Annotated in this window: 25 protein-coding genes; 19 read left to right on the top strand and 6 right to left on the bottom strand. The window is 60.7% G+C overall.

Annotated elements, in window-relative coordinates:
• Positions 1-6: 6 nt before the first annotated feature.
• Both GRI44_RS01660 and map read left to right on the top strand, forming a co-directional pair.
• Positions 7-822 (top strand): DUF4163 domain-containing protein, encoded by an 816-nt coding sequence (locus tag GRI44_RS01660; protein WP_160599656.1) that lies wholly within the window; start codon positions 7-9, stop codon positions 820-822.
• 41 nt (positions 823-863) lie between these two features.
• Positions 864-1691: a type I methionyl aminopeptidase gene (gene map, locus GRI44_RS01665; RefSeq protein ID WP_160599657.1), complete on the top strand. Its 828-nt coding sequence runs from the start codon at positions 864-866 to the stop codon at positions 1689-1691.
• Positions 1692-1697: 6 nt separating this feature from the next.
• Here map and GRI44_RS01670 read toward each other — a convergent pair whose 3' ends face one another.
• A complete protein-coding gene (locus GRI44_RS01670; RefSeq protein WP_160599659.1) occupies positions 1698-2363 on the bottom strand; it encodes a heme exporter protein CcmB in 666 nt (221 codons plus the stop codon).
• Complete coding sequence (gene ccmA / locus GRI44_RS01675; protein ID WP_160599661.1) at positions 2360-2950, bottom strand: heme ABC exporter ATP-binding protein CcmA; 591 nt, start codon at positions 2948-2950, stop codon at positions 2360-2362. The genes GRI44_RS01670 and ccmA overlap by 4 nt, the downstream gene beginning before the upstream one ends.
• Positions 2951-3040: 90 nt before the next feature.
• On the opposite strand from ccmA, the gene GRI44_RS01680 reads away from it, so the two are divergent.
• Positions 3041-3331, top strand: a complete 291-nt coding sequence (locus GRI44_RS01680; RefSeq protein WP_160599663.1) for a 4a-hydroxytetrahydrobiopterin dehydratase — start codon at positions 3041-3043, stop codon at positions 3329-3331.
• Here the strand turns inward: GRI44_RS01680 and GRI44_RS01685 are convergent.
• The 4 genes from GRI44_RS01685 to GRI44_RS01700 all read right to left on the bottom strand — a co-directional run bounded on the left by GRI44_RS01685 (position 3328) and on the right by GRI44_RS01700 (position 7993).
• Positions 3328-4410 carry an alpha/beta hydrolase gene (locus tag GRI44_RS01685; RefSeq protein ID WP_160599665.1) on the bottom strand — a complete coding sequence of 361 codons (1083 nt, stop codon included), beginning with the start codon at positions 4408-4410 and terminating at the stop codon, positions 3328-3330. The two genes, GRI44_RS01680 and GRI44_RS01685, sit on opposite strands and share 4 nt — an antisense overlap.
• Positions 4411-4421: 11 nt before the next feature.
• Positions 4422-5228, bottom strand: a complete 807-nt coding sequence (locus GRI44_RS01690) for an SDR family oxidoreductase (protein ID WP_160599667.1) — start codon at positions 5226-5228, stop codon at positions 4422-4424.
• Positions 5229-5313: 85 nt separating this feature from the next.
• Positions 5314-7272, bottom strand: a complete 1959-nt coding sequence (locus GRI44_RS01695) for a S9 family peptidase (RefSeq protein ID WP_160599669.1) — start codon at positions 7270-7272, stop codon at positions 5314-5316.
• 103 nt (positions 7273-7375) lie between these two features.
• Positions 7376-7993: a DNA-3-methyladenine glycosylase family protein gene (locus tag GRI44_RS01700; RefSeq protein ID WP_160599671.1), complete on the bottom strand. Its 618-nt coding sequence runs from the start codon at positions 7991-7993 to the stop codon at positions 7376-7378.
• 94 nt (positions 7994-8087) lie between these two features.
• Between GRI44_RS01700 and GRI44_RS01705 the strand changes: the two genes are divergently transcribed.
• From GRI44_RS01705 to murB, 16 genes are all read left to right on the top strand, one after another.
• Entirely contained in the window at positions 8088-8405 is a 318-nt protein-coding gene (locus tag GRI44_RS01705; protein WP_160599673.1) for a 2Fe-2S iron-sulfur cluster-binding family protein, read from the top strand.
• A gap of 62 nt (positions 8406-8467) precedes the next feature.
• Positions 8468-9478, top strand: a complete 1011-nt coding sequence (locus GRI44_RS01710; RefSeq protein WP_160599675.1) for a cysteine synthase A — start codon at positions 8468-8470, stop codon at positions 9476-9478.
• A 34-nt stretch (positions 9479-9512) separates the two neighbouring features.
• Positions 9513-9884, top strand: coding sequence for a hypothetical protein (locus tag GRI44_RS01715; RefSeq protein ID WP_160599677.1), 372 nt, complete (start codon positions 9513-9515; stop codon positions 9882-9884).
• Between the two features lie 3 nt (positions 9885-9887).
• Positions 9888-10655 carry a DUF4350 domain-containing protein gene (locus tag GRI44_RS01720; protein ID WP_160599679.1) on the top strand — a complete coding sequence of 256 codons (768 nt, stop codon included), beginning with the start codon at positions 9888-9890 and terminating at the stop codon, positions 10653-10655.
• 364 nt (positions 10656-11019) lie between these two features.
• Positions 11020-11520 (top strand): division/cell wall cluster transcriptional repressor MraZ, encoded by a 501-nt coding sequence (locus tag GRI44_RS01725; protein ID WP_160599681.1) that lies wholly within the window; start codon positions 11020-11022, stop codon positions 11518-11520.
• Positions 11517-12455 carry a 16S rRNA (cytosine(1402)-N(4))-methyltransferase RsmH gene (gene rsmH / locus GRI44_RS01730; protein ID WP_160599683.1) on the top strand — a complete coding sequence of 313 codons (939 nt, stop codon included), beginning with the start codon at positions 11517-11519 and terminating at the stop codon, positions 12453-12455. Before GRI44_RS01725 ends, rsmH begins: the two co-directional genes overlap by 4 nt.
• Positions 12455-12982, top strand: a complete 528-nt coding sequence (locus tag GRI44_RS01735) for a hypothetical protein (protein ID WP_160599685.1) — start codon at positions 12455-12457, stop codon at positions 12980-12982. Before rsmH ends, GRI44_RS01735 begins: the two co-directional genes overlap by 1 nt.
• A complete protein-coding gene (locus GRI44_RS01740; protein ID WP_160599687.1) occupies positions 12979-14703 on the top strand; it encodes a peptidoglycan D,D-transpeptidase FtsI family protein in 1725 nt (574 codons plus the stop codon). Before GRI44_RS01735 ends, GRI44_RS01740 begins: the two co-directional genes overlap by 4 nt.
• Complete coding sequence (locus GRI44_RS01745; RefSeq protein ID WP_160599689.1) at positions 14700-16214, top strand: UDP-N-acetylmuramoyl-L-alanyl-D-glutamate--2,6-diaminopimelate ligase; 1515 nt, start codon at positions 14700-14702, stop codon at positions 16212-16214. The genes GRI44_RS01740 and GRI44_RS01745 overlap by 4 nt, the downstream gene beginning before the upstream one ends.
• On the top strand, positions 16211-17683 hold the full coding sequence (locus GRI44_RS01750; protein WP_160599691.1) for a UDP-N-acetylmuramoyl-tripeptide--D-alanyl-D-alanine ligase: 1473 nt from the start codon (positions 16211-16213) through the stop codon (positions 17681-17683). Before GRI44_RS01745 ends, GRI44_RS01750 begins: the two co-directional genes overlap by 4 nt.
• Complete coding sequence (mraY, locus tag GRI44_RS01755; RefSeq protein ID WP_160599693.1) at positions 17684-18754, top strand: phospho-N-acetylmuramoyl-pentapeptide-transferase; 1071 nt, start codon at positions 17684-17686, stop codon at positions 18752-18754. It begins immediately after the preceding gene.
• On the top strand, positions 18751-20097 hold the full coding sequence (gene murD, locus GRI44_RS01760) for a UDP-N-acetylmuramoyl-L-alanine--D-glutamate ligase (protein WP_160599695.1): 1347 nt from the start codon (positions 18751-18753) through the stop codon (positions 20095-20097). The genes mraY and murD overlap by 4 nt, the downstream gene beginning before the upstream one ends.
• Positions 20097-21338, top strand: a complete 1242-nt coding sequence (locus tag GRI44_RS01765; protein ID WP_160599697.1) for an FtsW/RodA/SpoVE family cell cycle protein — start codon at positions 20097-20099, stop codon at positions 21336-21338. Before murD ends, GRI44_RS01765 begins: the two co-directional genes overlap by 1 nt.
• Positions 21335-22534, top strand: a complete 1200-nt coding sequence (gene murG / locus GRI44_RS01770; RefSeq protein WP_160599699.1) for an undecaprenyldiphospho-muramoylpentapeptide beta-N-acetylglucosaminyltransferase — start codon at positions 21335-21337, stop codon at positions 22532-22534. Before GRI44_RS01765 ends, murG begins: the two co-directional genes overlap by 4 nt.
• Positions 22531-23967 (top strand): UDP-N-acetylmuramate--L-alanine ligase, encoded by a 1437-nt coding sequence (gene murC / locus GRI44_RS01775; RefSeq protein ID WP_160599701.1) that lies wholly within the window; start codon positions 22531-22533, stop codon positions 23965-23967. The genes murG and murC overlap by 4 nt, the downstream gene beginning before the upstream one ends.
• Complete coding sequence (murB, locus tag GRI44_RS01780) at positions 23964-24860, top strand: UDP-N-acetylmuramate dehydrogenase (protein WP_160599702.1); 897 nt, start codon at positions 23964-23966, stop codon at positions 24858-24860. Before murC ends, murB begins: the two co-directional genes overlap by 4 nt.

The following is a 24860-nucleotide window of genomic DNA, read 5'->3' on the forward strand; positions in this document are numbered from 1 at the left end:
AATGGGATGCATTTGCGCACAAGCCTGCTGGTCCTTGCGGTAGTTCTGGGCGGCTGTTCCTCGCCTGACGAAATGGACGATGCGCTGGGCGAGGCGAACGCCGCGGGCGCTGTTGCCACGCAAAGTGCCAGCAACGCGCAGGGCAAATCGGGCGCGGTGGTCATCGCTGAAGAAACCGACCTTTATTCATTTGAATACGCCTATCCGGCGCAGGCAGCCGCGCTCGCACCGCTTGGCGCAGAACTGGCCCGGCGGCAGAAAGACGCAAAGGCACGGCTGACAAGTGAAGCGCAGACCGACCAGCAGGGCGCGCAGGAAGGCGGTTTTCCCTATCGCAAGCACAGTTTTGCCGAAACCTGGAAAGTCGTGGCTGATCTGCCCGATTTTCTCAGCCTGACGGGCGAATTTTCAACCTATTCCGGCGGCGCGCATGGCAATCACGGCATGACATCACTGGTGTGGGCCAAGAAAGCTGCTGCCGCAATTTCGGGGAGCGACATGTTCATTTCGCCTGCGCGACTTGGCAGCGCGGTGGGCGACAGGTTCTGCACGGCACTCGACCGCCAGCGCGCACAGAAACGCGGGCCTGAAGCCATGGCAGACGGGATGAGCAGCTTCACCAATTGTCCGGCCATGACCGAATTGACGATCATTCCCGGTTCACAGGGCGGCACGGCATTTGACCGGGTCGGATTTTACGCCGGCCCATATGTTGCAGGCCCCTATGCGGAAGGCAGTTATGAGGTGACTCTGCCGGTCGATGCAGCGATGCTGGCGGCAGTGAAACCCGAATATCGATCCGCGTTCGAAGTTCAGCGCTAAGCCACTCGCAATTTTGCCGCTTCGTCGCTACATGGGCGGGCATGACCGAATATCAGACGATAGACAGCGCCGACACCGTCCTGCGCGATGGCACGATCAAGCTCCACGGGCCGGAAGGGTTCGAAGGCATGCGCCGCGCCGGCAGGCTGGCAGCAGACATTCTCGACGCGGTTGCGCCCATGGTGGTGCCGGGCGTTTCCACTGCGGCGATTGATGATTTTGTACGCGAAATGACACTGGCAGGCGGGGCTGTTCCCGCAACGCTGGGCTATCGCGGCTATACCCACAGCTGCTGCATTTCGATCAATCATGTGATCTGCCACGGCATCCCTTCGGAAAAAGTGCTGAAGGATGGCGACATCGTGAACATCGACGTCACGCCGCTGCTGGACGGCTGGCATGGCGACACCAGCCGCATGTATCTGGTGGGCGATGTGCCGTTGAAAGCGCGCAAGCTGGTGGATGTGACGCATGAATGCCTGATGCTGGGTATCGAACAGGTCAAGCCCGGCGCGCGGCTGGGCGATATTGGCGCGGTGATCGAAGCGCATGCCCGCGAACACCGTTATACCACCGTGCGCGAATTTTGCGGCCATGGCCTTGGCCGCCTGTTCCATGATGCGCCCGAAGTCGTCCATGCGGCAAAGGCTGGCACCGGTCCCGAGCTGCGGCCGGGTATGTTCTTCACCATCGAACCGATGATCAACCTCGGCAAACCATGGGCCAAGGTGCTGAAGGATGGCTGGACTGCGGTTAGCCGCGACAAGTCTCTTTCCGCCCAGTTTGAACATTCGATGGGCGTGACGGAAACCGGCGTGGAAATTTTCACCAAGAGCGCAGCTGGCCTCGACAAGCCGCCGTATTCCTGACGCGGACTAACCTTCGCGGGCGGCCCTGATGGCAGCGCCGCCTGCAAAAGGTGTGATGGCGGCCAGCACGAGGCTGATCGCCCCTGCCAGAAGAATGCCGCTATCGTCAGCGCGCGACAGGCTGCCCGCGCCAAAAATCAAGATTGGCACGGCCAGCGGGATCAGCATCAGGCCCGAAAGCGCCGCCCCGCCGCGCAGGCTGGCAGTCAGTGCGGCAATCATCACCCCGATTGCAGCCAAGCCCGGTGTGCCAGCCAGCAGGCCCAGCAGAACGGTGCGCAGGGCAAGCCCGTCCAGTGACAGCAAGGCTGCGGCGGGTACAGTTGCCAGCAGCAGCAGCGGCGCGAAACTGAGCCAATGGGCCAGCATCCGCACGGATAGGGCAATTTCTTCCGATATTCCGCGCAGGGCCAACTGATCGAACACGCCCTGTTCCAGATCGGGCGCAACCAACCGGTCCAGCGGCAGAATGGCTGCTAGCAGGGCTGCTACCCAGATGACGCCGCCGCCAGTCCGCGCCAGCAATTGTGCGTCCGGTCCCACGGCGAAGGGATACAGCATGGCGACAGCCAGAAAAAACAGCAGCGGCAGCATGGTGCCGCCCTGCCTGCCGCCAGCCTTGCCGCCGGGAAGCAGCATGGCCAGATCACGGCGGAGCAATTGGCCGATCATGCGGCGAATTCCGGCAGGTTAAGCGTCACATGATCGGGCAGGGCAATGGGCTGGTGCGATGCCACCACTGCAATGCCGCCTGCTGCGCAATGGGCTGCGACGAGGCTTTCGCACAGTGCCACGCCTTCGCGGTCCAGCCCGTTGAGCGGCTCGTCCAGCAACCAGACAGCGGCGTTCTGCCCCAGCAGCCGCGCCAGGGCAGCGCGCTTTTTCTGTCCGGTGGAAAGGAAGCGCACGGGCACGTCCAGCAGATCCGCCATGCCGACGCGGGTAATGCTGGTGCCTTTCGCGGCGCTGTCCACGCCGTCCAGACCTGCCCAGAAATCCAGTGCCTTGCCCAATGGCAATTGCGGGTCGAGAGCAGGCTTTTCATCCAGCAATCCTGCATTGCCGGTGCGTTCCAACGTGCCGGAAAATGGCCGCAGCAATCCGCCAAGGATCCGGATCAAACTGGTTTTACCGATCCCGTTCGGGCCGGTGATATGGCATGCGCTGCCCGCTGCAAGGTCGAGGTCGATTGCGCGAAACAGCAGGCGTTCGCCGCGGCGGCACGCAATTTGGTTCGCGACGAGATGGCAGGCTTGCATGGGCGGTCGGGATAGGGGAAAGCGCGGGCTTGAACAAGCAAGGCTGGCACGCATAATTCATGGCAGCCAGATGCCGGAAGGAAAACCATCATGTCCGTGGCCAGATTGACGCAGGAAGAATGCAGCGAAGCGCTGGCTGATCTTCCGGATTGGGCATTGGCGCGGGATGGCAGCGCCATTTTCCGCAAATTCGAATTCGGCGATTTCATCGAGGCATTCGGCTTCATGACCGGCGTGGCGCTGCTGGCTGAAAAAGCGGACCATCACCCCGAATGGTTCAACGTTTACAACCGGGTCGAAATCACCCTGACAACCCATGATGCCGATGGCCTGTCGCAGCGCGATATTGCCATGGCCAAGGCGATTGAAGCGCTGCTTTAATTCCCGGCGCCTGTTACCGCGCCCCAATTACCCTCGCGGGCGCGGGGTCCAAGATCATACAGCAGACAATCGTAAAACAGGCGTTCCTGCCCCTGCCTTGTGGCTTCGGGTGTGGTGCGGCGCGAATTTTGCATTGTGCATTCGCTAGCTAGTTTCGCCTTGTCGCCATCGTCCAGCGCAAAGGCGTGGCTCGCCAGGTCGCCATAGGGTTTATATACCCGGCTCGGCGTTCCATACATCAGCCGCCATGCGTCCAGCGCGGCGGGATGATAAATGGTGCCGTGGGTTTCGCTGTTGCCAAATGGCACATAGGCCCATTGCCAGCCATCCGGCGCATCGGCGCGCAAGGCATCGGCCAGCCGCTCCACCCCTTCTTCCAGCCGGTAGCCTTCATCGGCGAGGGCGACATATATCCGCTCCGGTCCCGGCTTCATGGTTTTGAGGCGATTTGGAAAACTGCGCGCCAGCTTCATGTCATCCCACCACAAGGACGGTGAAATGGCGATCCAGTCATCGAACAGGTCGGGCTGTTCAAACAAAGTTTCGATGATGAACAGGCCCGCCAGCGATTCGCCCATGATTGCCGCATGGCCGGTGGCGCGGAAATTGCGCTGCACCCACGGCTTTACATCATGTGCGATAAAGGTGCGGAACTGTGCTGAATTGCCCGGTGTAGCACGCAGTTGCTCTGCATACTCCGCCAGCATTTCAGCCCGGACTGGCGGCGAGATTTCGCTGCGCCGATTGACCGTTTCGATGCCAACTATGATTGCCGGTTCGAAACTGTAATTCATCTCCCGGCTCTGCGCGATGCCGGCAATATGCGGAAAATCCTGCGCACTGCCGCCGTCGATCACATAGATGACCGGGAAGCTCTGCTCAGGATTTTCGGCATATTCTGCTGGCAGGCGCACAGAAACCTTGCGGCTCACCCCGAATACGGTCGAGGGAATGGTATATTCATTACCGATGACGATGGGCGTAGCTTCACCCGGTCCGTCCTGCGCCATGGCGGCATGGGAAACTATGGCAGAGGGAAGCGCGCACAGCAGCGCCGCTGCCAGAAACTGGGGCCTCATGGGATAATGCCTTATTTGCCGAGCGGGCGCAGCGAACTGCGGGATTGCTTGCGCAACTTGCCGGGCATCCAGCGGGCGGCAAAGCCAAGCTGTTTGGCTGTTTTGCCAACCGTTGTGTGCAATTTGTCGCCATGCACGGCATCCCACGCGGCCTGCGCCACTTCGATGACCGGGGTAATTTCCAGACCTGCTTCCAGCACACGCGTGCGGATGGGTTCATTGCTGCCATGATGCGGCGAATGTTCCAGCAGCGGTGTGTCGATGAAGCTGGGCATCAGGGAATGCACCTTGATCCCGTCATCCACCCATTCTGCATCAAGGCTTTCGGTAATGCCGCGCACGCCAAATTTGGTGGCGCAATATACAGACGCGCCCGGTGTGCCCCAGATACCCGCCGCGCTGGAGGTATTGAGCAGGCAGCTTCCCGGTGCGGTTTTCAGAAGGTGGGGATAGGCAGCCTGCGCGCCGAACAGCACGCCTTTGAGGTTGATATCGAGGCAGCGTTCGATTTCCTCTACCGAATTTTCCATCAGCGCGCCGCCCAGTGGGATACCGGCATTGTTGGCCAGCACATCGATCCGGCCGCCCGCAGCCAAGGAAAAAGCATTCAGCGCCACATCCCATGCGGCTCGGTCGCGCACGTCGAATTTATGGGAATAGGTGAAGCTGGTGCCGATGAGGCTTTCGGTTTCCTTCATCCCGGCGCTGTCAATATCGCCCAAGCCGACAAACCAGCCGCGCCCGCCGAAATATTGGGCAATCGCGCGGCCAATGCCGGATCCGCCGCCGGTGATGAAAATCGCCTTTTTCTGATCCACGCCAGTCTTCTCCCCAAAATCCGTCGTATTATCGCGCTTGGTTGCACCGTAATCGGATGCGCTTCATTTGTCAGCGGCGCATCGGTCAGTTTACCGCTGGCGCGCCTAACCCTTGCACATAATCGGCACCTTCTACGATACTGGCGGTGGACTGGCCCAGCGTTTCCCCAATCGCTTCCGCACGCCCGCCAAGGCAGGTCGCCAGGAAATTTTCGGCAATGGCGTTAAAAGCGATGTTGTTTGCAGGCTTGGCAAAGCCATGGCCTTCGTCCGGGAACAGGACATAGGTCACAGGAATGCCCTTATCCTTCATCGCCGATACGATCTGGTCACTTTCAGCCTGATTGACGCGCGGATCGTTGGCGCCTTGTCCGATCAGCAAAGGCCGGCTGATCCTGTCAGCACTGTAAAGCGGTGACCGCTCCTTCAGCATGGCGAGGCCTTCGGGCGTGTTCGGGTTGCCCATGCGTTCATGGAACTGGGCGATCAGCGGTTCCCAGTATGGCGGGATGGTTTTGAGCAGGGTTTCCAGGTTGGACGGGCCGACAATATCGACCCCGCAAGCGAATATCTCCGGCGTAAATGCCAGGCCCGCTAAAGTGGCATAGCCGCCATAGGAACCGCCCATAATGGCCACCTTGTCAGCCGGCGCAATGCCGCTGGCAACGGCCCAGTTCACTGCATCGACCAGATCATCATGCATGGTTTTGCCCCATTGCAGATCGGCTGCGGAAATGAAGTTTTTGCCAAAGCCTGTCGATCCGCGGAAATTGACGCTGAGGACGCCATAGCCGCGATTGGCCAGCCATTGGTGAGTGGGATTGAAGCCATAGGCATCGCGCGCCCAGGGGCCGCCATGCACCAGCAGAACCAGCGGCACGGGCGCATCAGGCACGCCGCCCCCCTTGCTGTCGCTGCCGGGCGGCAGGGTCAGATAGCTGGGCAGGGTCAGCCCGTCGCGGGCGGTAATTTCCAGCGGGTGCATTGGTTGCAGCGGCGCACCGACAAGGTCGGGGCGGGAGGTATAGAGTTCGGTCAGCGTGCCCGCCGTCCGGTCATACAGCCAGCTTTTGGCAGGCGCGGTCAGCGGATCATTGCCGACCGTCCATTTGCTGTCATCATCCGTGCGCGACGTGACGCTGAAATCGCCTTCCAGATTGCTTTCCAGAAAATCGAGCGAGGCTTTGATTGCAGGGTCGAGCGCGGTCCATTTCGTGCGCAGGTAGTTGACCGAATAGGCCTCGACAATGCCGGTGACGGGATTGCGCAAGGTGCCGCCGATATCGGCTTGCGAATTTTCCGCCAGGATGCTGCTGGTGCCGGTTTGCGTATCCACCGCGATCAGCGCGGCAGTGTCGCGCCCGCGGCTGTCGATCCAGTAGAGCGTATTGCCATCACTGCTATATCCCGCAGGGCTGGTGGTGAGGGAATCGTCAAGCCCGGTGGTCGCGGCAGGCTCTGCCGCAATGGTGCCGCCGGTAATGTCGAAATAATCCATCCCGCCCGCCGCATTGGGGCGGATGGCCATGCGCAGGTCCAGATTATCATCCGCCATAAAACCGGCGTAACCGTCATTTTCCAAAACCAGCGTCAGGCTGCCGCTGTTGAGGTCAAGCAGGTGAACGTCATGCAGGCGCGGATCGCGGTTATTGAGGCCTACCAGAATGCGGTCCTTGTGCCGGGTTGAATCGCCCACCAGCATGACGCGCGTATCGTCAAACGGCGTCAGCGTCCGTTCCGCGCCGGTTTCGACATCCACGCCATACAGCAGGAAGTTTTCATCGCCGCCCTTGTCCTGAATATACAGCAGGCTGCGGCTGTCAGGCGCCCAGAAATACTGGCGGATCGGGCGGTCTGTCGAGGCTGTCATGGGTTGTGCCGATGACGGATCGGCGCTCGGCGCCATCCAGATATTCAGGACCCCGTCACGCGGTGCCAGCCACGCCAGCCACTTGCCGTCAGGGCTGATCTGGCCTGCCGCGCGGGTCGGATTGCCAAACAGGTTTTCGCGCGGGATCAGCGGGGCGGCATTGCTGTTTGTCATGAGTGGGTTTTTCCTGGCGTTTGACTGGCATGGGGGCGTGGGACAGAACCCATGCCACGGTAATCATAATTCTGCTGGCGGTGCTGTGGGTTCGACCAAGTGGCTAGAGCGCGGGATTATTGTAGCAATGCCAGGTGAAGATCGCGATGGCCCCGCGATGGGGCCGCCAGCTTTCTGCCATGGCGCGTGTCTGTTTTTCGTCGGGCCGTTCATCCAGCGACAGGATTTTGTGCAGGCCAGCCATCACCGCCAGATCGCCCGCGGGCCAGATGTCGGGCCTGCCTTCGGCAAACAGCAAATAGATTTCAGCAGACCAGCGGCCAATGCCCTTGATGGTGACTAGTTCTGCAATGGCGGCTTCATCATCTTCCGGCAGATTTTCCATATTGAGCTGGCCGCTTGCCACCAATTCGCACAAGGACCGGGCATAGCCCTGTTTCTGCCGGGATAATCCGCAGGCGCGCAAGGCATCAAAATCCCGCGCAAGCAATGTTTCAGGCAGCATGTCTGCGCCCAGTTCCGCTTCCATCTTGGTCCAGACAGACGCAGCGGCGGCCACGCTCACCTGCTGGCCGACAATGGTGCGCAGCAGGGTGTGGTACCCTGTCGGGCGGATGCGGGGTTCAGGGTATCCTGCCGCTGCCAATGCCGCCGCAAAGGCTGGCTCTATTTCAGCGACACTGTCGATCCCGTGCTGAATTTGCGGCGCAGTCAAACCCATGGCCAAATCTCTCCTGTCTTGCCAAATCGGCCCATACCCCTTAGCAGCCGCGCCCGGTGGCCGACAGGCCGATTGCGAACGGAAATTGCTCATCATGCCCAAGCTGATCGTCACGAACCGTGCCGGAGAAGAAACAACTGTCGACGCAGGCGAAGGCCTGACCGTGATGGAAGCCATTCGTGATAACGGGTTTGATGAATTGCTGGCGCTGTGCGGCGGCTGCTGTTCATGCGCCACCTGCCATATCCAGGTTGATCCGGCCTTTGCAGACAAACTTCCGGCCATGTCGGAAGACGAAGATGATTTGCTGGAAAGTTCCGACTACCGGACCGAAACATCGCGTCTTTCCTGCCAGATTCCCTTCACGGATGATCTCGATGGTTTGAAAGTCACCATCGCTCCTGAAGATTGAATTCGTAAGGTCAAAGCGGAACTGCATTGAAGGTCGCCGCGCGGCGGCCTAACTCTGCCGCCATGACAGTTCCATATGTACGTACAGACAGCCTCGATCTGATTGGCAACACCCCGCTTGTGCTTTTGCAGGGGCCCAGCGAAGCGGCGGGTTGCGAAATCTGGGGCAAATGCGAATTTGCCAATCCCGGCGCATCTGTAAAGGATCGCGCTGCCCTGTATATCGTCCGCGATGCCGAGGCGCGCGGTACGCTGAAGCCGGGCGGCACCATTGTCGAAGGCACAGCGGGCAACACGGGAATTGGCATCGCACTGGTGGCCAATGCCCTTGGCTACCGCACCATCATCGTGATGCCCGAAACGCAAAGCCGCGAGAAAATGGACACGCTGCGGGCGCTGGGCGCACAATTGGTGCTGGTGCCTGCCGCGCCTTTTTCCAATCCCGGCCACTTTGTCCACACATCGCGCAGGCTGGCAGAAGAAACCGAAGGCGCGGTCTGGGCCAACCAGTTTGACAATACCGCCAATCGCAAAGCGCATATCGAAGGCACGGCAGCGGAAATCTGGGCGCAGATGGAAGGCCGGATTGACGGGTTTACTTGCGCGGCCGGCACCGGTGGAACCATTGCGGGTGTTGGCATGGGCCTCAAGGAACATGACGAAAATGTACAGATTGCCCTGACTGATCCGCATGGCGCTGCCTTGTATAATTATTACGCGCACGGCGAATTGAAGTCTGAAGGCAGCTCTGTTGCAGAAGGCATCGGGCAGGGGCGCATCACGGCCAATCTGGAAGGCGCGCCGATCGACACCCAGTTCCGCATTTCGGACGAGGAAGGGCTGGTCTGGGTTGAACGGCTGTTGCAGGATGAAGGGCTGTGTCTTGGCCTGTCATCCGGCATAAATGTGGCAGGCGCGATTGAACTGGGCCGCAAGCTGGTGGCAGATGGCCGCGAAGACCCGCGCGTAGTCACCATTTTGTGCGATACCGGTTTCCGCTATCTTTCAACCATTTACAATGCTGAATGGATGGCCCGCAAGGGCCTGCCGCCATTTCCCTGGTTGCAGGATTGATTGACTGTTGCGCTTCGCACACTAGCTTAGGTCCATGGCTTTGATTTCAATTTTCCCGAAACCGTCAGCTTCCGCGCCCGAACCCCCGACGGATGGGGAACTGGCGGCAAGCGGCGGTTTTCGCGGGGCGGCAATGCAGCGATTGCAAATTGGCATTGCAGGCGTTGCCCTGATGATCCTGCTGGTCGGCCTGGCTCAGGTCATTCTTGACCGGGCCAAGGAATCGGAAGCAGCAGCGGTGCCGGCAGCGGCATCCACCGTCGCCCCGGACAATAATACTAGCGTGCAGAATGATCCGCTGGCAGAAGCTGGCATTGTGCCGGACCTTCTGTCGGAACCGGAATCTCCGCGCACGCAGGAACCGGCCATCATGCCTGAACAGGGCGGAGCGGCAGCGCCGCAATAGGCCATGCGCAATCGTAATCTGGCGCTGGGCGCTGCCATCATCGCTCTCGCCACCGGTTTGGGCAGCGCTGTGCTGTTGCAACGCGATGCCGCATCGCCGCAAAATCTGCCCGAACTCGGCCTGATGACCACCCTGCCGATCTACTGGCCCGAAACAGAAGGGCTGGACGAAATGCTGGCAGGTGACGCGCCCCGCCATTGGGCACGTATCACGCTGGAACAGGGCAATGTCCTTATTCCCGTCAATACGCTGGTGGCAGATGATGGCAGCAATGGGCTGCAACGGTTTGACCAATTGGTGATGGCCCAGCCCAGGCCCCTTTCGCCGGCTGAAAATGTGGCGCTGGATGATTGGGTGCGCCAGGGCGGGCGATTGCTGCTGTTTGCTGATCCGATGCTGACTGCCCATTCCCGTTTCCACATTGGTGACCGGCGGCGTCCGCAGGATGTGGTCCTGTTGTCGCCCATTCTGGCACGATGGGGCCTTGCCCTGACGTTTGATGACGAGCAGCCACTGGGCGAACAGACGGTGGAACTGCTGGGCACTGATCTGCCGCTGGACCTGCCCGGAACGCTGACCGCTGCGGCATCGGCGCCAGAAGCGCAGGCAAGCTGTTCGGTCATTGCCAGCGGCGCTGCGGCAGACTGCCGTATTGGCAAGGGATCAGCCCTGATCGTGGCAGACGCGGCCTTGCTTGATCAGGACATGGCAGGCGCGGCGCGTGAAAAGACGCTTTTGACATTGGCGAATCACGCTTTTTCGCCGCGCTGACCAGAGTGCGGGAAATCACGGGAAAGTCCGTGCCCGCTGCTGTCTGCGCCGCCTGAGTCTATCCCCTAAACCACCGTAAAATAGGCATTATCCGGCAGGCGCGACACGCCCGAATTATCGTAAACCAGCCTATAGGTAAAGAAAAATACTGTTTAAAATCAGACACTAAACGGGTTATCCCGCGAAATCCCGTAATTTTCCCTTCCATCCCCGGGTGGTGCGGGTTAATACCACTGCTCATTGGACAGGTCGTCTTTCGCTGCGTTCCGAATTTACGGGGCGAGCCACCCCAGCTTGCGCGTGGGTGGAAGCGGCGAAGCTGTGTCCGGGGGAAACGGCCCGATGGGCGAGGGGAATGGGGTAAGTGTCAGCAGCGGCGTTCGGAGGGTATAGCGGACAAGCCTATTCGCCGGCAGGCGATAAGGGTCGCTTCGTATTGCCTCCGCTGTTCCGCAAGGCTGTCCGCGATTCCAGCGATGGCCGCACCCTGTGCCTTGCCAAACATAACCGCTGGAACTGCCTCACCGGCTTTGGCTTGTCCCGCCGGACAGAACTTGATGCCCAGCTCGACCGTGAAGAAGAAATGTCCTTCCGTGCGAATCGCGAGTTTGACCGCGATACGCGCGCATCACAGCTGTTCGGATTCGTCGAGATTCCGTTTGACGACAGTGGCCGTTTTGTCATGCCCGAGCACCTGCGGGCGCTCGGAAATGTGGACGATGGGCTTTATTTTAACGGCGCAGGCCGGTTCTTCACAATTTGGAACCCTGCCGAGCTTGCGAAAATGGATAATGAATGGGCAAGCGCAAAGGCAGCCTGTGACAATTTCGTTGCAGATGCCCAAGCCAAGGCGCGAAGCAAGTGACCGGTGCTCCGCACATACCCGTTCTGATGCGCGAATGTATTGCCGCGCTTGACCCGAAACCGGGTGATACGATGGTGGATGCCACATTCGGTGCGGGCGGCTATACGCGCGCGCTGCTGGATGCTGGCGCGACCGTCCACGCATTTGACCGCGACCCTGATGCCATTGCGGCCGGTTCCACCTGGGCCGAAGCATCTGAAAACCCGCCGCGTCTGGTGCTGCACGCTCGCCGTTTTTCCGAAATGGCAGAAGCGCTGAAGGACGCTGGCGTGGACCAGGTGGATGGTGTGGCGATGGATATCGGCGTGTCGTCCATGCAGCTTGACCAGGCGGAACGCGGCTTTGCCTTTTCATCCGATGGGCCGCTGGACATGAGAATGTCTCAGGAAGGCGAAAGCGCCGCTGATTTTCTCAACACCGCCAGCGATGAAGCGATTGCCGACGTGCTTTATCTTTATGGTGAAGAACGCCAGTCACGCCGCGTTGCCCGCGCGATCGTGGCAGCGCGCCCGCTCAATACAACGGGCGAATTGGCGCGCGTGATACGCAAGGCGCTGGGTTATCATGCAGGCGCACCAAAAGACCCTGCAACCCGCAGTTTTCAAGCCATTCGCATTCATGTGAATGCAGAGCTGGATGAACTGAACCACGGCCTTTCGGCAGCGGAAAAAATGCTGCGCGAAGGTGGCCGTCTGGCAGTGGTCAGCTTTCACAGCCTGGAAGACCGTATCGTGAAACGCTATCTGCGCGATGCGTCGGCCACTGGCGGCGGGTCGCGCCATATGCCCGAGGCACAGCCGGTGCCGCCGGTATTCACGCAGGTTTCCAAGGCCATAAGCCCTTCGGAAAGCGAAATTAACGATAACCCCCGCGCACGTTCAGCCACGCTGCGTCATGCTGTTCGTACCAGCGCCCCTGCAAGGGAGGCCGCGTAATGGCACCCGGTAGTCGTCTTCGCCAGATTGGTTGGGCTGTGGCCCTCAGCATTTGCATCACCGGTTTTGTCGCGCTCACATTCAGGGTGAATGCGGTGAAAAGCGAAGTGCGTCTGGCAGAACGCCGGATTATTGCGCTGGAGCAGGAAAAGCAGATTCTCGAGACCGAATTCGAAACCCGGGCCAACCAGCAACAGTTGGCCAATTGGAACAAGGTTGAATTCGGCTATGCGGCGCCGCTTGCCGAGCAATATCTCGAAAACGAACGCGAATTGGCCCAGCTTGGGCTGGCCCGCGATGCCGGCGCGCCAAGCCCGATCCGCGTGGCCCGCGCCGCAACACCGGAAGAAAGCGGTTTTCCGGCCATGGTTTCGCCCATGACCGGCAAGACCGTGGCTGAAGAAGAGCCCGCGCATGATCGCGCACGCAGCGATGATACGGGCCGGTCCGCGACCAGGTCTGCCGCCCGGTCACTGGCAGAACGTCTGGCGGTAAACGGCGGTTTTGGCGCGCAGGTCGCAGAATGAACGCCCTTACGGTCAGCACGGCGATATCTTCGGGCCGGGTCCGGCTGGTCAGCATTCGTCAGCAATCGCTCACCGTGGCGCGGATGCGCGTGTTGTGGATTGCGCTGGTCTTCATGATCGTGGCCAGCGCGGCTATCGTGCGGATTGGCGTGCTTGGCCTGACCGACCGTGCCACCATCGTTACTTCGCTGGCTGATGCCCTGTTGCCTCCGCGCGGCGAACTGACGGACCGCAATGGCGCACCTCTGGCCCGCGCATTCCCCGCTTATGCGCTGTGGTATAATCCTGAAGCCATGGGCGACCCGAAAAATCCGCTCGTCCATGATGCAGCGGCAGTCGCAGCGCAGCTGAAGGCGATTTTTCCCGATCTGGATGAAGATGATGTCGCATCCAGGCTGGCCGCGGGCAAAAAGGGCTATATCCAGCGCCGCGTCCTGCCGGAACAGGCCAACCGCGTGCAGGCTATTGGCGAACTGGCGCTGGAATTGCCGCAGGAAAAAGACCGCCATTACCCGCAAGGGTCCATGGGCGCACATGTGCTTGGCTATGTCGATGCTGCCGGTAATGGCCAGGTCGGCATGGAGCAGGTGCTGAACGACCACTTGCGCGATCCGGCGACCCGCGGGCAGCCGGTGGCGCTTTCCATCGACCTGCGCGCACAGGGCGCGCTGGAAGATGAGCTGCGCCGCGGTATGCTGTCCACCAATGCCATGGGCGCCGCTGGCATCGTGCTGGATGTCGATTCCGGCGAAGTGCTGGCACTGGCATCCCTGCCTGAATTTGACCCCAACAAGATTGATGCCGCCGGGGTGGACCTCATGTTCAACCGCGTGACCAATCAGGTTTATGAACTCGGCTCCACTTTCAAGCCGCTGACCGTCGCTGCCGCAATCGACGCCGGTGTGGTGCGCGATTTCAGCAAGCGTTATCAGGCAAACCGTCCGCTCAAAATTGGCCGTTTTTCCATTCGTGACAGCCACACTATCGGCGCATCTTTGAACGTGCCCGAAGCGCTCATTCATTCGTCCAATATCGTCACTGCCACAATTGCCGATGATCTGGGCCCGAAACGCCTTCGCCAGACCATGATCGACCTGGGCATGAATGAACGGCCTTATATCGAACTGCCTGCCAAGGGCTTTCCCATCTGGCCCGGTGACAACTGGCCGCGCCTGCGCAACATGACGGTCAGCTACGGCCACGGCATTGCGGTTACGCCGCTGCATCTGGCCAGCGCTTATGCGGCCATGGTCAATGGCGGCGTGTGGCGCCCTGCCACCATGCGCAAACTTGCCCCCGGCGCCGCGCCCAAGGGCCGCCGGGTATTCAAGGCATCGACCAGCTACAGAATGCGCCAGCTGCTGCGCATGATTGCGATTTACGGCACCGGCAAGAATGCCGATGCGGCGGGTTTTCGTGTCGGCGGCAAAACCGGCAGCGCGGAAAAGCCGGGCGCGGGGGGCTATCGCCGTTCGTCACTCGTTTCGACCTTTGCCGCCGCTTTCCCGATGGACAAGCCGCGCTATGTGATCATCGCCATGCTGGATGAACCCAAGGGCACCACGGCCAGTTCGTTCCAGCGCACGGCGGCCTGGAATGCAGCGCCTATCGTGGGGCGGCTGGTACCGCGCATCGGCCCCATTCTCGGCGTCCGCCCTGACAATACGCGTGATGTGGATATCAGCGATTTGCGCCCCCTCATACCGGGCGGCGACGAATGAAACTGGGCAAAATAGCGCAGGCAGCCGGCATTTCGCTGCCCGGATCTGCCATGCCCACGCCTGCTGCGTCCGCATCCGGCCCGCAAAGCGGCGCCGATATCGAAATTACCGGCTTTGCCATTGACCACCGCAAAGTCGCACCCGGAACCGTCTTTGGCGCGTTTCAGGGGGCGGTGGTCAATGGCGAAGATTACATTGCCGCCGCCATCGCCAGCGGTGCCAGCGCCATTGTGGCGCGGCCTGAGGCATCGGTCGAAGGCGCGCTCCATATCGCGAGCGATATCCCGCGCCGCACCTTCGCTGCGCTGGCCGCGCAGTTTTTTGGCCCGTTTCCCAAAACCATCGTGGCTGTCACCGGCACCAATGGCAAAACGTCCACTGTTGAAATGACACGCCAGCTGTGGCGCATGGCGGGCGAGCGGGCGGCATCCATTGGCACGCTGGGCGTCACGACCCCTGACGAAAGCGTTTCCACCGGGCTTACCACGCCCGATATTGTCACTTTCCTGTCCAATATGTCCGGCCTCGCTCGCGAGGGTGTGACCCATGTCGCTTACGAAGCGTCGAGCCACGGCCTGTCGCAATACCGCAACGAAGGCATTTCGGTCAGCGCTGCGGCCTTCACCAATTTCACGCGCGATCACCTCGATTATCACGGCGATATGGACGATTACTTTGCCGCCAAGATGCGGCTGTTCGATGAAGTGGTGGCAGACGACGCAGCCGCCATTATCTGGACTGGCGCTGGCGAGTGGACAGACCGGGTAATCGACCATGCCAAACGGCGCGGATTGCGGCTGTTTACCGTGGGCGATCATGGCACATCGCTGCGGCTTGTCTCACGCACGCCCACGCAGCTCGGCCAGACGCTTGAAATCGAATATGAAGGCCAGAAGCGGATGATAAACCTACCGCTGATCGGTGCCTATCAGGCGGAAAACGCGCTGGTCTCGGCAGGTCTTGTGCTGGCCACCGGTGGGGATGCGGCCATGGTATTTGACGGTCTGGCCCGGCTCCAGCCTGTGCGCGGCCGGCTGGAACGCGCTGCCATCACCCAGACAGGTGCGCCGGTCTATGTGGATTATGCCCATACGCCTGACGCGATCGAGGCTGCTATTGCAGCCCTTCGGCCCCATGTCAGCGGGCGGCTGATCACCGTATTTGGCGCAGGCGGCGACCGTGACCACGGCAAGCGGGCGGAAATGGGCCGTATCGCGGCTGAAAAATCCGACATCGCCATCGTCACAGACGACAATCCGCGCAGCGAAGACCCCGCAGCCATCCGCGCGGAAGTGCTGCGCGATGCACCAGGCGCACGCGAAATCGGTGACCGCCGGGAAGCGATCTTTGCCGCAGTTTCAGAAGCGGGCCGCGACGATATCGTCCTGATTGCGGGCAAGGGACATGAACAGGGCCAGATTATCGGCTCAGGAGACACTATGCGGATTTTGCAGTTTGACGATGTCACTGTTGCGCGTGAAGCTGCTTCACCAGGAGCGAAGGCACAATGAACGCCCATCGCGCCTTGCGCCACTGGCCCGTCACCACGCGCGATGCCTTGCCCATGTGCCTGTGGGACGCGCAGGAAATTGTGAATGCAACCGGCGGTGTCGCCAGTGCGGATTTCCAGGTTTCCGGTGTTGAAATTGATTCCCGCGATGTGCGCAGCGGCGATCTGTTTTTTGCCCTTCGCGGCGAAACCATGGATGGGCACAAGTTCATCGACAAGGCATTTGCCAATGGCGCGACTGCTGCTGTGGTGGACCGCCCGGTTGATTTTCCGCATATTCTGGTGGCTGACACACATGCTGCCCTGGAAGCATTGGCCAGCGCGGCGCGCCGGCGCAGCAAGGCTATCCGCATCGGTGTGACAGGTTCCGTCGGCAAAACCGGCGTCAAGGAAGCAATCTTTGCCTCGCTAGACCGCGGCAGCCGTGGGCAAACGCACCGTTCCGTGCGCAGCTACAACAACCATGTCGGCGTCCCGCTCAGCCTGGCGCGCATGCCTGCGCGCAGCCTGTTTGGCCTGTTCGAAATGGGCATGAACCACGCTGGCGAAATTGCGCAGCTGACCCGGCAGGTGTGCCCGCATATCGCCGTGGTCACCACGATTGCGCCTGCACATATTGAAAACCTCGGCAGTGAAGAAGCGATTGCCGATGCCAAGGCGGAAATTTTCGGCGGGCTGGAAGCCGGCGGCACTGCGATTATTCCGGCAGATAGCCCGCATTTTGAACGCCTGCGCGATCATGCGCTGAAATTGGGCGCGAAAGTCGTGTCCTTTGGCCGGGCGGCCCATGCCGATGTACGCCTGCTGGATTCCATCCCTTCAGCCAATGGCGGGTCGCTGGTAACCGCTGATCTTGGCACCACCAGAATGTGCTATTCCGTGGCGGAACCGGGCGACCACTGGATTTCCAATTCCCTCGCCGTCATGGCGGCGGTGCGTGCCGCAGGCGGCGATCTGGGTGCTGCCGGTCTGGCGCTGGCGGAAATGGGCGGTCTCAAAGGTCGCGGCGCGCGCCACCAGATCAAGGCACCGGGCGGCAAGGCCCTGCTGATTGATGAAAGTTACAACGCAAATCCTGCATCCATGCGGGCAACTTTGCGCGCGCTTGGGCAAACGCCGGCCACACGCCGCATCGCCGTGTTGGGATCGATGAAGGAACTGGGTGATTTTGCACCACGTTTTCACGCCCAGCTGGCGGAACCTCTGGCCGAAGCGAGGGTGGATTTTGCCATTCTGGTGGGCGAGGAAATGCGCGCCCTTGCACGGGACTTGGGGAAAGGCGCAGCCAATGCGCTTGGCAACGGGCTTTCCTTCGCGCATTGCGATGGACCTGCCGAGGCAATTGCGGCGCTGGAAGAGTTTGGAGTGACCGCAGGGGACGCCATTCTCGTAAAAGGCTCCAACTCGGTCGGACTTGGCAGGCTTGTCGCCCGCTTCGTGGATCAACAATTTGTGGGCCGGGATGGCTGAATGCTTTATCTGATTGCCGAATGGATGGGTTTCGAAGGGGTTTCCAACCTCATTCGCTATCAGACGTTCAGAGCGGGCGCGACCTTGATGACCGCGCTGCTGATCGGCCTCGTGATCGGTCCCAAATTCATCAATATGTTGCGTGTGCGTCAGGGCAAGGGTCAGCCGATCCGTGCAGATGGACCGCAAAGCCATCTGTCCAAGGTCGGCACGCCGACCATGGGCGGGCTGATGATACTGGTGTCCGTCATTCTTTCCATGCTGATCTGGATGGACCTGACCAACCCGTTTGTATGGGCGTGCATGGCGGTCACCGGCGGCTTCGGTGTGATCGGTTTCCTCGATGATTATGACAAGGTAACCAAGAACAGCCACAAGGGCGTATCGGGCAAAGTCCGTCTGCTGATGGAATTTGCGGTGGCCGGCGTCGCATCCTGGATCATCGTGGGCCAGATCAGCACCGATCTTTATGTCCCGTTCTTTTCTGACCGGGTCATCCCGCTGGGCATGTTTTATTACGTGTTTGCCGCCATCGTGATGGTGGGTGCCGGCAATGCGGTCAATCTGACTGACGGGCTGGACGGCCTGGCCATCATGCCGGTCATCATCGCGTCAGGCACATTCGCCATTATCGCTTATCTGGTGGGCCGGGTCGATTATTCCGAATATCTGGGCATTCCATACGTGGAAGGCGCGGGCGAACTGGCCATTTTCTGCGCTGCCATCATGGGCGCTGGGCTTGCCTTCCTGTGGTTCAACGCGCCGCCAGCGGCGGTATTCATGGGCGATACCGGCAGCCTGGCCCTGGGCGGCGCGCTGGGGGCCATTGCCGTGGCATCCCACCATGAAATCGTGCTGGCCATCGTGGGCGGACTGTTCGTGGTGGAAGCTGTCTCGGTCATTCTGCAGGTGTTCTGGTTCAAGCGCACTGGCAAACGCATTTTCCGCATGGCCCCGATCCATCATCATTTCGAACAGCTTGGCTGGAAGGAATCGACAGTGGTCATTCGGTTCTGGATTGTCTCGATCGTCCTTGCATTGATGGGGCTGGCAACGCTTAAATTACGATGATCACTTCACCCGCCTTTTCCGGAAAACGCTATGCCGTCCTCGGCCTGGCCCGGTCAGGGCTGGCCACTGCCGAAACCCTGATTGCCAGCGGTGCCGAGGTGTTTGCCTGGGACCGGCAGGACATCGCCCGTGACCGCCTGAAAGGCCGCGCCACGCTGGCCGATCCGCTCGATCTGGACCTGACCGGGTTTGACGGGGTGATTGTGTCGCCCGGCGTGCCGATCAACACCCACCCGATCGCGGCGCATGCAGAAAAATATGGCGTGCCGCTGGTTGGCGATATCGAACTGTTCGCGCAAGCACGCGCCAGCCTGCCGCCGCACAAGGTGGTCGGCATTACCGGCACCAATGGCAAATCCACCACCATTGCGCTGGTCCATCATATTCTGGAAGGCGCCGGATTTGCTGCCATAATGGGCGGCAATATCGGCCTGCCTGTGCTGGCACGCGAACCGCTATGCCCCAATGACAGGGGCGCTGCGATTTATGTGCTGGAACTGTCCAGCTATCAGATTGATCTTACGCGTCTGCTCGATTGCGATGTCGCTGCGCTGCTGAACATCACGCCGGACCATCTGGACCGTTACGACAGCTTTGATCATTACGCCTTTTCCAAAAGCCGCCTTTTCGAAATGCAAAGCGCGGATAATTTCGCGGTTTTTGGTGTGGATGACCAGCCAACCAGGGCGATCATGGCGGCAGAAATGCAGCGGCGCCAGGCTGGCCGCGTCGCCGCAATCGACACCGCTGCGATTGCGCACCTCCAGTCTGAATGGCCATCGCTACAGGGGCCGCACAATCTGGAAAATGCGGCTGCCGCTGTCGCGATGGTGGAAGAATTGGGGCTGACGCCGGATGAATGGCGGGCAGGGCTGGCAAGTTTCAAGGGCCTGCCGCACCGGATGGAACGGCTGGGCGAACATGATGGCGTCCTGTTCGTCAATGACAGCAAGGCAACCAACCCGGCCTCCACCGCGCCAGCGCTGGCCGCATTCCCGCCGGACCCGGCGCCGCGCATTCACTGGATTGTGGGCGGCCTTGCCAAGGAAGACGGGCTGGGTGACTGCGAACATCATCTGGGCAATGTGGCGGCAGCTTACACCATTGGCGAATCCGGCCCGCGCTTTGCCGAATTGCTGGCGGGCAAGGTCAAGGTCGAACAATGTGAGATGCTGTGCGAAGCCACGCGCCGCGCCATTGCCGCGTGCCGGCCGGGCGATGTGGTTCTGCTGTCGCCTGCCTGCGCCAGTTTCGACCAGTTTCGCGATTATGAAAAACGCGGCGAACATTTCCGCGATCTGGTCGAAGCGCTGACCGGTGCAGACCACGGGGGAGGGGCATAATGAGCGCGTCGCAGCCTTACATTCCCCGCTCCGGCGATCGCGGCAATTCGCCCTCGCGCTATCGCAGCACCAAACGCGCTGAATTGCGCATCTGGTGGCGCGAGATTGACCGTGTGCTGCTGTTCCTCATCATTGTGCTGATGGCCATTGGCACAGCGGCGGTGGCCGCAGCATCGCCTGCCAGTGCCAAGCGCCTGTCCACCGCCAGCGTCAAATTGCCCGATCTGTATTTTTACTGGGCGCATGTCAGGTGGCAGTTTCTGGGTGTTCTCACTCTGATCGGCGCTTCCATGCTGAGCCGAGATAATGCGCGCAGGCTTGGCGTTCTGCTGGCTGGCGGGATGATGGCGCTGCTGGTGCTGGTGCCCATCATCGGCACGGAAGTGAATGGCGCGCGGCGGTGGATCAACCTTGGCATGAGCTTCCAGCCATCGGAATTCCTGAAGCCCGGCTTTGCCATTCTGCTGGCATGGGTGCTGTCATGGCGCATCAGGGATCCCAATATTCCCGTCATGTGGATTATTACGGCGCTGATGGGGTTTGTGGCCATCCTGCTGATGCTGCAGCCCAATTTTGGTGATACGTTGCTGTTTGGCGGCGTGTGGTTTGTGCTGATGGTGCTGGCAGGGGTGCCGGTGCAGCGTATCGGCATCGTCATTGCCGGCGGTATGGCGGCGGTTACGGCCACCTATTTCCTGTATGATAATGCGCGCCACCGGATCGATGCTTTTCTGGGCGGCGGCACGGCGTTTGATCAGGTCGATCTGGCGCAGCGCACCTTGCTCGCAGGGGGCTGGACTGGCAGCGGGCTGTGGCTGGGCATCCGGAAAATGAATTTGCCCGAAGCCCACACCGACTATATTTTTTCCGTCATTGGCGAGGAATTCGGGCTGATTGTCTGCGCGCTGGTGGTAATTATCTATCTCTCGCTTATCGCGCGCGTGCTGGTGCGCCTGGCGGACGAGGAAGATCTGTTTACGCTGCTGGCTGGCGCTGGCCTTGCCACACAGATTGGCGGGCAGGCGTTCATCAACATTCTGGTCAATCTGCAATTGTTCCCGTCCAAGGGCATGACCTTGCCGCTGGTGTCCTATGGCGGTTCGTCCACCATTGCGGTGTGTCTGGCGGCAGGGCTGCTGCTGGCCATTACGCGGCGCAATCCGTTTCTGACGCGCGAAACACCGGGCCTGCGGGGCATGCTGACCGAAATGGCGCCATCTGCTAAGGAGAATCGCAGATGAGCGATGCAAACAGACATTACGTGCTGGCCGCTGGCGGCACCGGCGGGCACCTGATCCCCGCTTTCGCCCTTGCGGTGGAGCTGGAACGGCGCGGACACCACGTCGCGCTGATTACCGATGCGCGCGGCGCGGACATTCCGGGCAAGCCTGACTTTCTGCCTGCCCATGTCCTGCCCGCAGGGCGGTTCGGCAAAAACCCGATGACCTGGTTTGCAGGCGTAAAGGCCGTGCTGGAAGGCCGGCGCATGGCGCTGCGCCTGTTCGAAACCTTTGAGCCCAGCGCAGTGGTCGGGTTCGGCGGTTATCCTGCACTGCCTGCGCTGCTGGCCGCCACATCGGCAGGCATTCCCAGCATCGTGCATGAACAGAATGCGGTGCTGGGGCGGGTCAACCGCCTGCTGGCGGGCAGGGTGCAGGCCATTGCCACGGCATATCCGGAAGTGAAGCGCCTGAAGCCCAAATATTACCCCAAGGAACATCTGGTGGGCAATCCGGTGCGGGCAGAAGTGTTGGCACTGCGCGATGAACCTTTTCCGCCATTTACCGATGATGGCCTGCTGCGGGTGCTGGTCACCGGCGGCAGTCAGGGCGCGCGCGTCCTGTCAGACGTAGTGCCTGACGGGCTGGCGATGTTGCAGCCGGCCCTGCGGTCACGCCTGCAAGTGACGCAGCAGTGTCGCCCGGAAGATATCGACGCAGTGCGCGAACGCTATCGCAGCCATGACATTCCGGCGGAACTGGGCACATATTTTGAAGATATGAACACGCGGCTGGCCGATGCACATCTGTTCATCGGACGCGCCGGGGCATCGACCATTGCCGAACTGACCGCGGTGGGCCGGCCCGCCATATTGGTGCCGCTGCCCATTGCAACGGACGACCACCAGCATTTCAACACCCGCGAAGTGGTCAAAGCAGGCGGCGCGCGTTCCATCCGCCAGGCAAATTTCACGCCGACCCAGGTGGCCAAGCAAATACAGGCCATGGCGCAGCGCCCTGAAACGCTGGCAACCGCAGCCCACGCCTCGTGGAATTGCGGACGGCCCAAGGCGGCTTCCGATCTGGCCGATCTGGTCACCGGTTTTGGCGGCAGCGAGCTCATGGATGTCATCCGCGTAGGCGGCAACAATGCACGCGGTGCATCACAGGGCGAAATGGTCGGTCAGGGCGCGGCCACGCGGGATGAAATGTCATGAAGGGTGTCGGCACCGATATCGGGACCATCCATTTTGTCGGCATTGGCGGCATCGGCATGTCCGGCATTGCCGAAGTGATGCATAATCTGGGCTATCGCGTTCAGGGTTCCGATATTGCCGAAGGGCCGAGCGTTGAACGCCTGCGCGAACGCGGTATTCCCGTTTTCATCGGCCATTCGGCAGACAATCTGGGTGACGCTGCGGTGGTGGTCACATCAACTGCCGTGCGGCGGACCAATCCCGAAGTGGCCGCAGCGCTGGATAACCGCATACCCGTAGTGCGGCGCGCAGAAATGCTGGCGGAACTGATGCGCCTCAAATCCACTGTCGCAGTGGCAGGCACGCATGGCAAAACCACCACCACATCCATGATCGCAGCGCTGCTGGATGCAGGCGGCGTGGACCCCACGGTTATCAATGGCGGCATCATCAACCAATATGGGTCCAACGCACGTCTGGGCGACAGCGACTGGATGGTGGTGGAAGCGGATGAAAGCGATGGCAGCTTCCTGCGCCTGGATGGCACGATTGCGGTGGTGACCAATATCGATCCTGAACATCTGGATCACTATGGTTCGTTCGAAGCCGTAAAGGACGCTTTCGTCGAATTTATCGAGAATGTGCCGTTTTACGGCGTAGCTGTGCTGTGCGTTGACCATCCCGAAGTGCAGACGGTTATTTCCAAAGTCCGTGACCGGCGTGTGCTGACCTATGGTTTTTCCGCGCAGGCAGACCTTCGCGGGGAAAATATCCGGCCCGAAGAAGGCGGCAATACGTTTGATGCCGTTCTGCGCGAGCGGGATGGCACCATCCGCCGGATCGACAATATCCATTTGCCCATGCCGGGGCGGCATAATGTGCAAAATGCACTGGCGGCCGTGGCAGTGGCCCTCGAAATGGGGTGCGATACGGACATCATCTGCAGCGGCTTCAAGGCATTTGACGGGGTGAAGCGGCGCTTTACCCGGGTGGGCGAAGTGGATGTGGGCGGCGGTTCAGCCACCATCATCGACGATTATGCCCACCATCCGGTTGAAATCACCGCAGTCCTGTCAGCGGCGCGCGAAGCCGCGCGCGGCCGGGTAATCGCCGTGGCGCAACCGCATCGTTTTACCCGCCTGCGCGATTTGATGGGGGATTTTCAAACGTCCTTCAATGATGCAGATCTGGTGTTTATCGCGCCTGTCTATGCCGCAGGGGAAGACCCGATAGAGGGTGTGGATGCCGCCACGCTGGTATCGGGCCTGAAAGAACGCGGCCACCGGTCTGCCGCGACCATTGCCGGGCCCGATGAACTGGCCAGCGAACTGGCGGGTATATTGCAGGATGGCGATATGGTCGTCTGCCTTGGCGCGGGCGATATTACCAAGTGGGCAGCCGGGCTTGCCGATGGCATCCGTGCGGCTGGCAGCCAGCGGGCCGCAGCGCCATGACTGCGCAGGTGGCTACCACAGGATTTCGCGGCAAGCTGACGCCTGATGCGCCGCTGGCCAAACTGGTCTGGTTCAAATCTGGCGGTGCGGCTGACTGGTTGTTCGAACCTGCTGATGCGGATGATTTGCGCGATTTTCTGGCCCGGCTTGATGGGGGTTTGCCCATCATGGCTCTGGGGCTGGGGTCCAACCTCATCATTCGGGATGGCGGTGTGCCGGGCGTTGTCATTCGTTTGGGCAAGCCTTTTTCCAAGGTGAAAAACCGCGGCGACAATGTGCTGGAATGCGGCGGTGGCGCCAGCGGCATTCTGGTATCGTCCACCGCGCGCGATGCGGGCATTGCGGGGCTCGAATTCCTGCGCGGCATACCCGGCACCGTGGGCGGTTTTGTGCGGATGAATGGCGGCGCTTATGGCCGCGAAGTGGCAGACGTGCTGATTGATTGCGATGTGGTGCTGTCAGATGGCACGTGCCGCCGGCTCTCTGCTGCAGAACTTGGCTATTCCTATCGCCATTCCAACCTGCCGGACGGGGCAGTGGTCATTTCCGCCCGGTTCCAGGGCCATCCCGGCGATGTCGCGGAAATAGGCGCGGAAATGGACCGAATTGCACAGGCGCGCGAAACTTCGCAGCCCTTGCGCAGCAAAACCGGCGGATCGACGTTCAAGAACCCCGCTGGCCACAAGGCGTGGGCGCTGGTCGATGCCGCCGGCTGCCGCGGCCTTACCATGGGCGGCGCGCAGGTGAGCGAAAAACACACCAATTTCCTGATCAACACCGGCACTGCCACCAGCGCTGATATCGAAGGGCTGGGCGAAGAAGTGCGGCGGCGCGTCAGCCAGAGCCAGGGTGTAGATCTGGAATGGGAAATCAAACGGGTGGGTAGGCCCTGA

It is taken from the genome of Allopontixanthobacter confluentis (assembly GCF_009827615.1).
Taxonomy (GTDB): domain Bacteria; phylum Pseudomonadota; class Alphaproteobacteria; order Sphingomonadales; family Sphingomonadaceae; genus Allopontixanthobacter; species Allopontixanthobacter confluentis.

What these genes read in the sequence shown, in the direction of transcription:
- GRI44_RS01660 (WP_160599656.1), top strand. Translation starts at nt 7, where the DNA reads ATGCATTTGCGCACAAGCCTGCTGGTCCTTGCGGTAGTTCTGGGCGGC.
- map (WP_160599657.1), top strand. Translation starts at nt 864, where the DNA reads ATGACCGAATATCAGACGATAGACAGCGCCGACACCGTCCTGCGCGAT.
- GRI44_RS01670 (WP_160599659.1), bottom strand. Translation starts at nt 2,363, where the DNA reads ATGATCGGCCAATTGCTCCGCCGTGATCTGGCCATGCTGCTTCCCGGC.
- ccmA (WP_160599661.1), bottom strand. Translation starts at nt 2,950, where the DNA reads ATGCAAGCCTGCCATCTCGTCGCGAACCAAATTGCGTGCCGCCGCGGC.
- GRI44_RS01680 (WP_160599663.1), top strand. Translation starts at nt 3,041, where the DNA reads ATGTCCGTGGCCAGATTGACGCAGGAAGAATGCAGCGAAGCGCTGGCT.
- GRI44_RS01685 (WP_160599665.1), bottom strand. Translation starts at nt 4,410, where the DNA reads ATGAGGCCCCAGTTTCTGGCAGCGGCGCTGCTGTGCGCGCTTCCCTCT.
- GRI44_RS01695 (WP_160599669.1), bottom strand. Translation starts at nt 7,272, where the DNA reads ATGACAAACAGCAATGCCGCCCCGCTGATCCCGCGCGAAAACCTGTTT.
- GRI44_RS01700 (WP_160599671.1), bottom strand. Translation starts at nt 7,993, where the DNA reads ATGGGTTTGACTGCGCCGCAAATTCAGCACGGGATCGACAGTGTCGCT.
- GRI44_RS01705 (WP_160599673.1), top strand. Translation starts at nt 8,088, where the DNA reads ATGCCCAAGCTGATCGTCACGAACCGTGCCGGAGAAGAAACAACTGTC.
- GRI44_RS01710 (WP_160599675.1), top strand. Translation starts at nt 8,468, where the DNA reads ATGACAGTTCCATATGTACGTACAGACAGCCTCGATCTGATTGGCAAC.
- GRI44_RS01715 (WP_160599677.1), top strand. Translation starts at nt 9,513, where the DNA reads ATGGCTTTGATTTCAATTTTCCCGAAACCGTCAGCTTCCGCGCCCGAA.
- GRI44_RS01720 (WP_160599679.1), top strand. Translation starts at nt 9,888, where the DNA reads ATGCGCAATCGTAATCTGGCGCTGGGCGCTGCCATCATCGCTCTCGCC.
- GRI44_RS01735 (WP_160599685.1), top strand. Translation starts at nt 12,455, where the DNA reads ATGGCACCCGGTAGTCGTCTTCGCCAGATTGGTTGGGCTGTGGCCCTC.
- GRI44_RS01740 (WP_160599687.1), top strand. Translation starts at nt 12,979, where the DNA reads ATGAACGCCCTTACGGTCAGCACGGCGATATCTTCGGGCCGGGTCCGG.
- GRI44_RS01745 (WP_160599689.1), top strand. Translation starts at nt 14,700, where the DNA reads ATGAAACTGGGCAAAATAGCGCAGGCAGCCGGCATTTCGCTGCCCGGA.
- GRI44_RS01750 (WP_160599691.1), top strand. Translation starts at nt 16,211, where the DNA reads ATGAACGCCCATCGCGCCTTGCGCCACTGGCCCGTCACCACGCGCGAT.
- mraY (WP_160599693.1), top strand. Translation starts at nt 17,684, where the DNA reads ATGCTTTATCTGATTGCCGAATGGATGGGTTTCGAAGGGGTTTCCAAC.
- murD (WP_160599695.1), top strand. Translation starts at nt 18,751, where the DNA reads ATGATCACTTCACCCGCCTTTTCCGGAAAACGCTATGCCGTCCTCGGC.
- GRI44_RS01765 (WP_160599697.1), top strand. Translation starts at nt 20,097, where the DNA reads ATGAGCGCGTCGCAGCCTTACATTCCCCGCTCCGGCGATCGCGGCAAT.
- murG (WP_160599699.1), top strand. Translation starts at nt 21,335, where the DNA reads ATGAGCGATGCAAACAGACATTACGTGCTGGCCGCTGGCGGCACCGGC.
- murC (WP_160599701.1), top strand. Translation starts at nt 22,531, where the DNA reads ATGAAGGGTGTCGGCACCGATATCGGGACCATCCATTTTGTCGGCATT.
- murB (WP_160599702.1), top strand. Translation starts at nt 23,964, where the DNA reads ATGACTGCGCAGGTGGCTACCACAGGATTTCGCGGCAAGCTGACGCCT.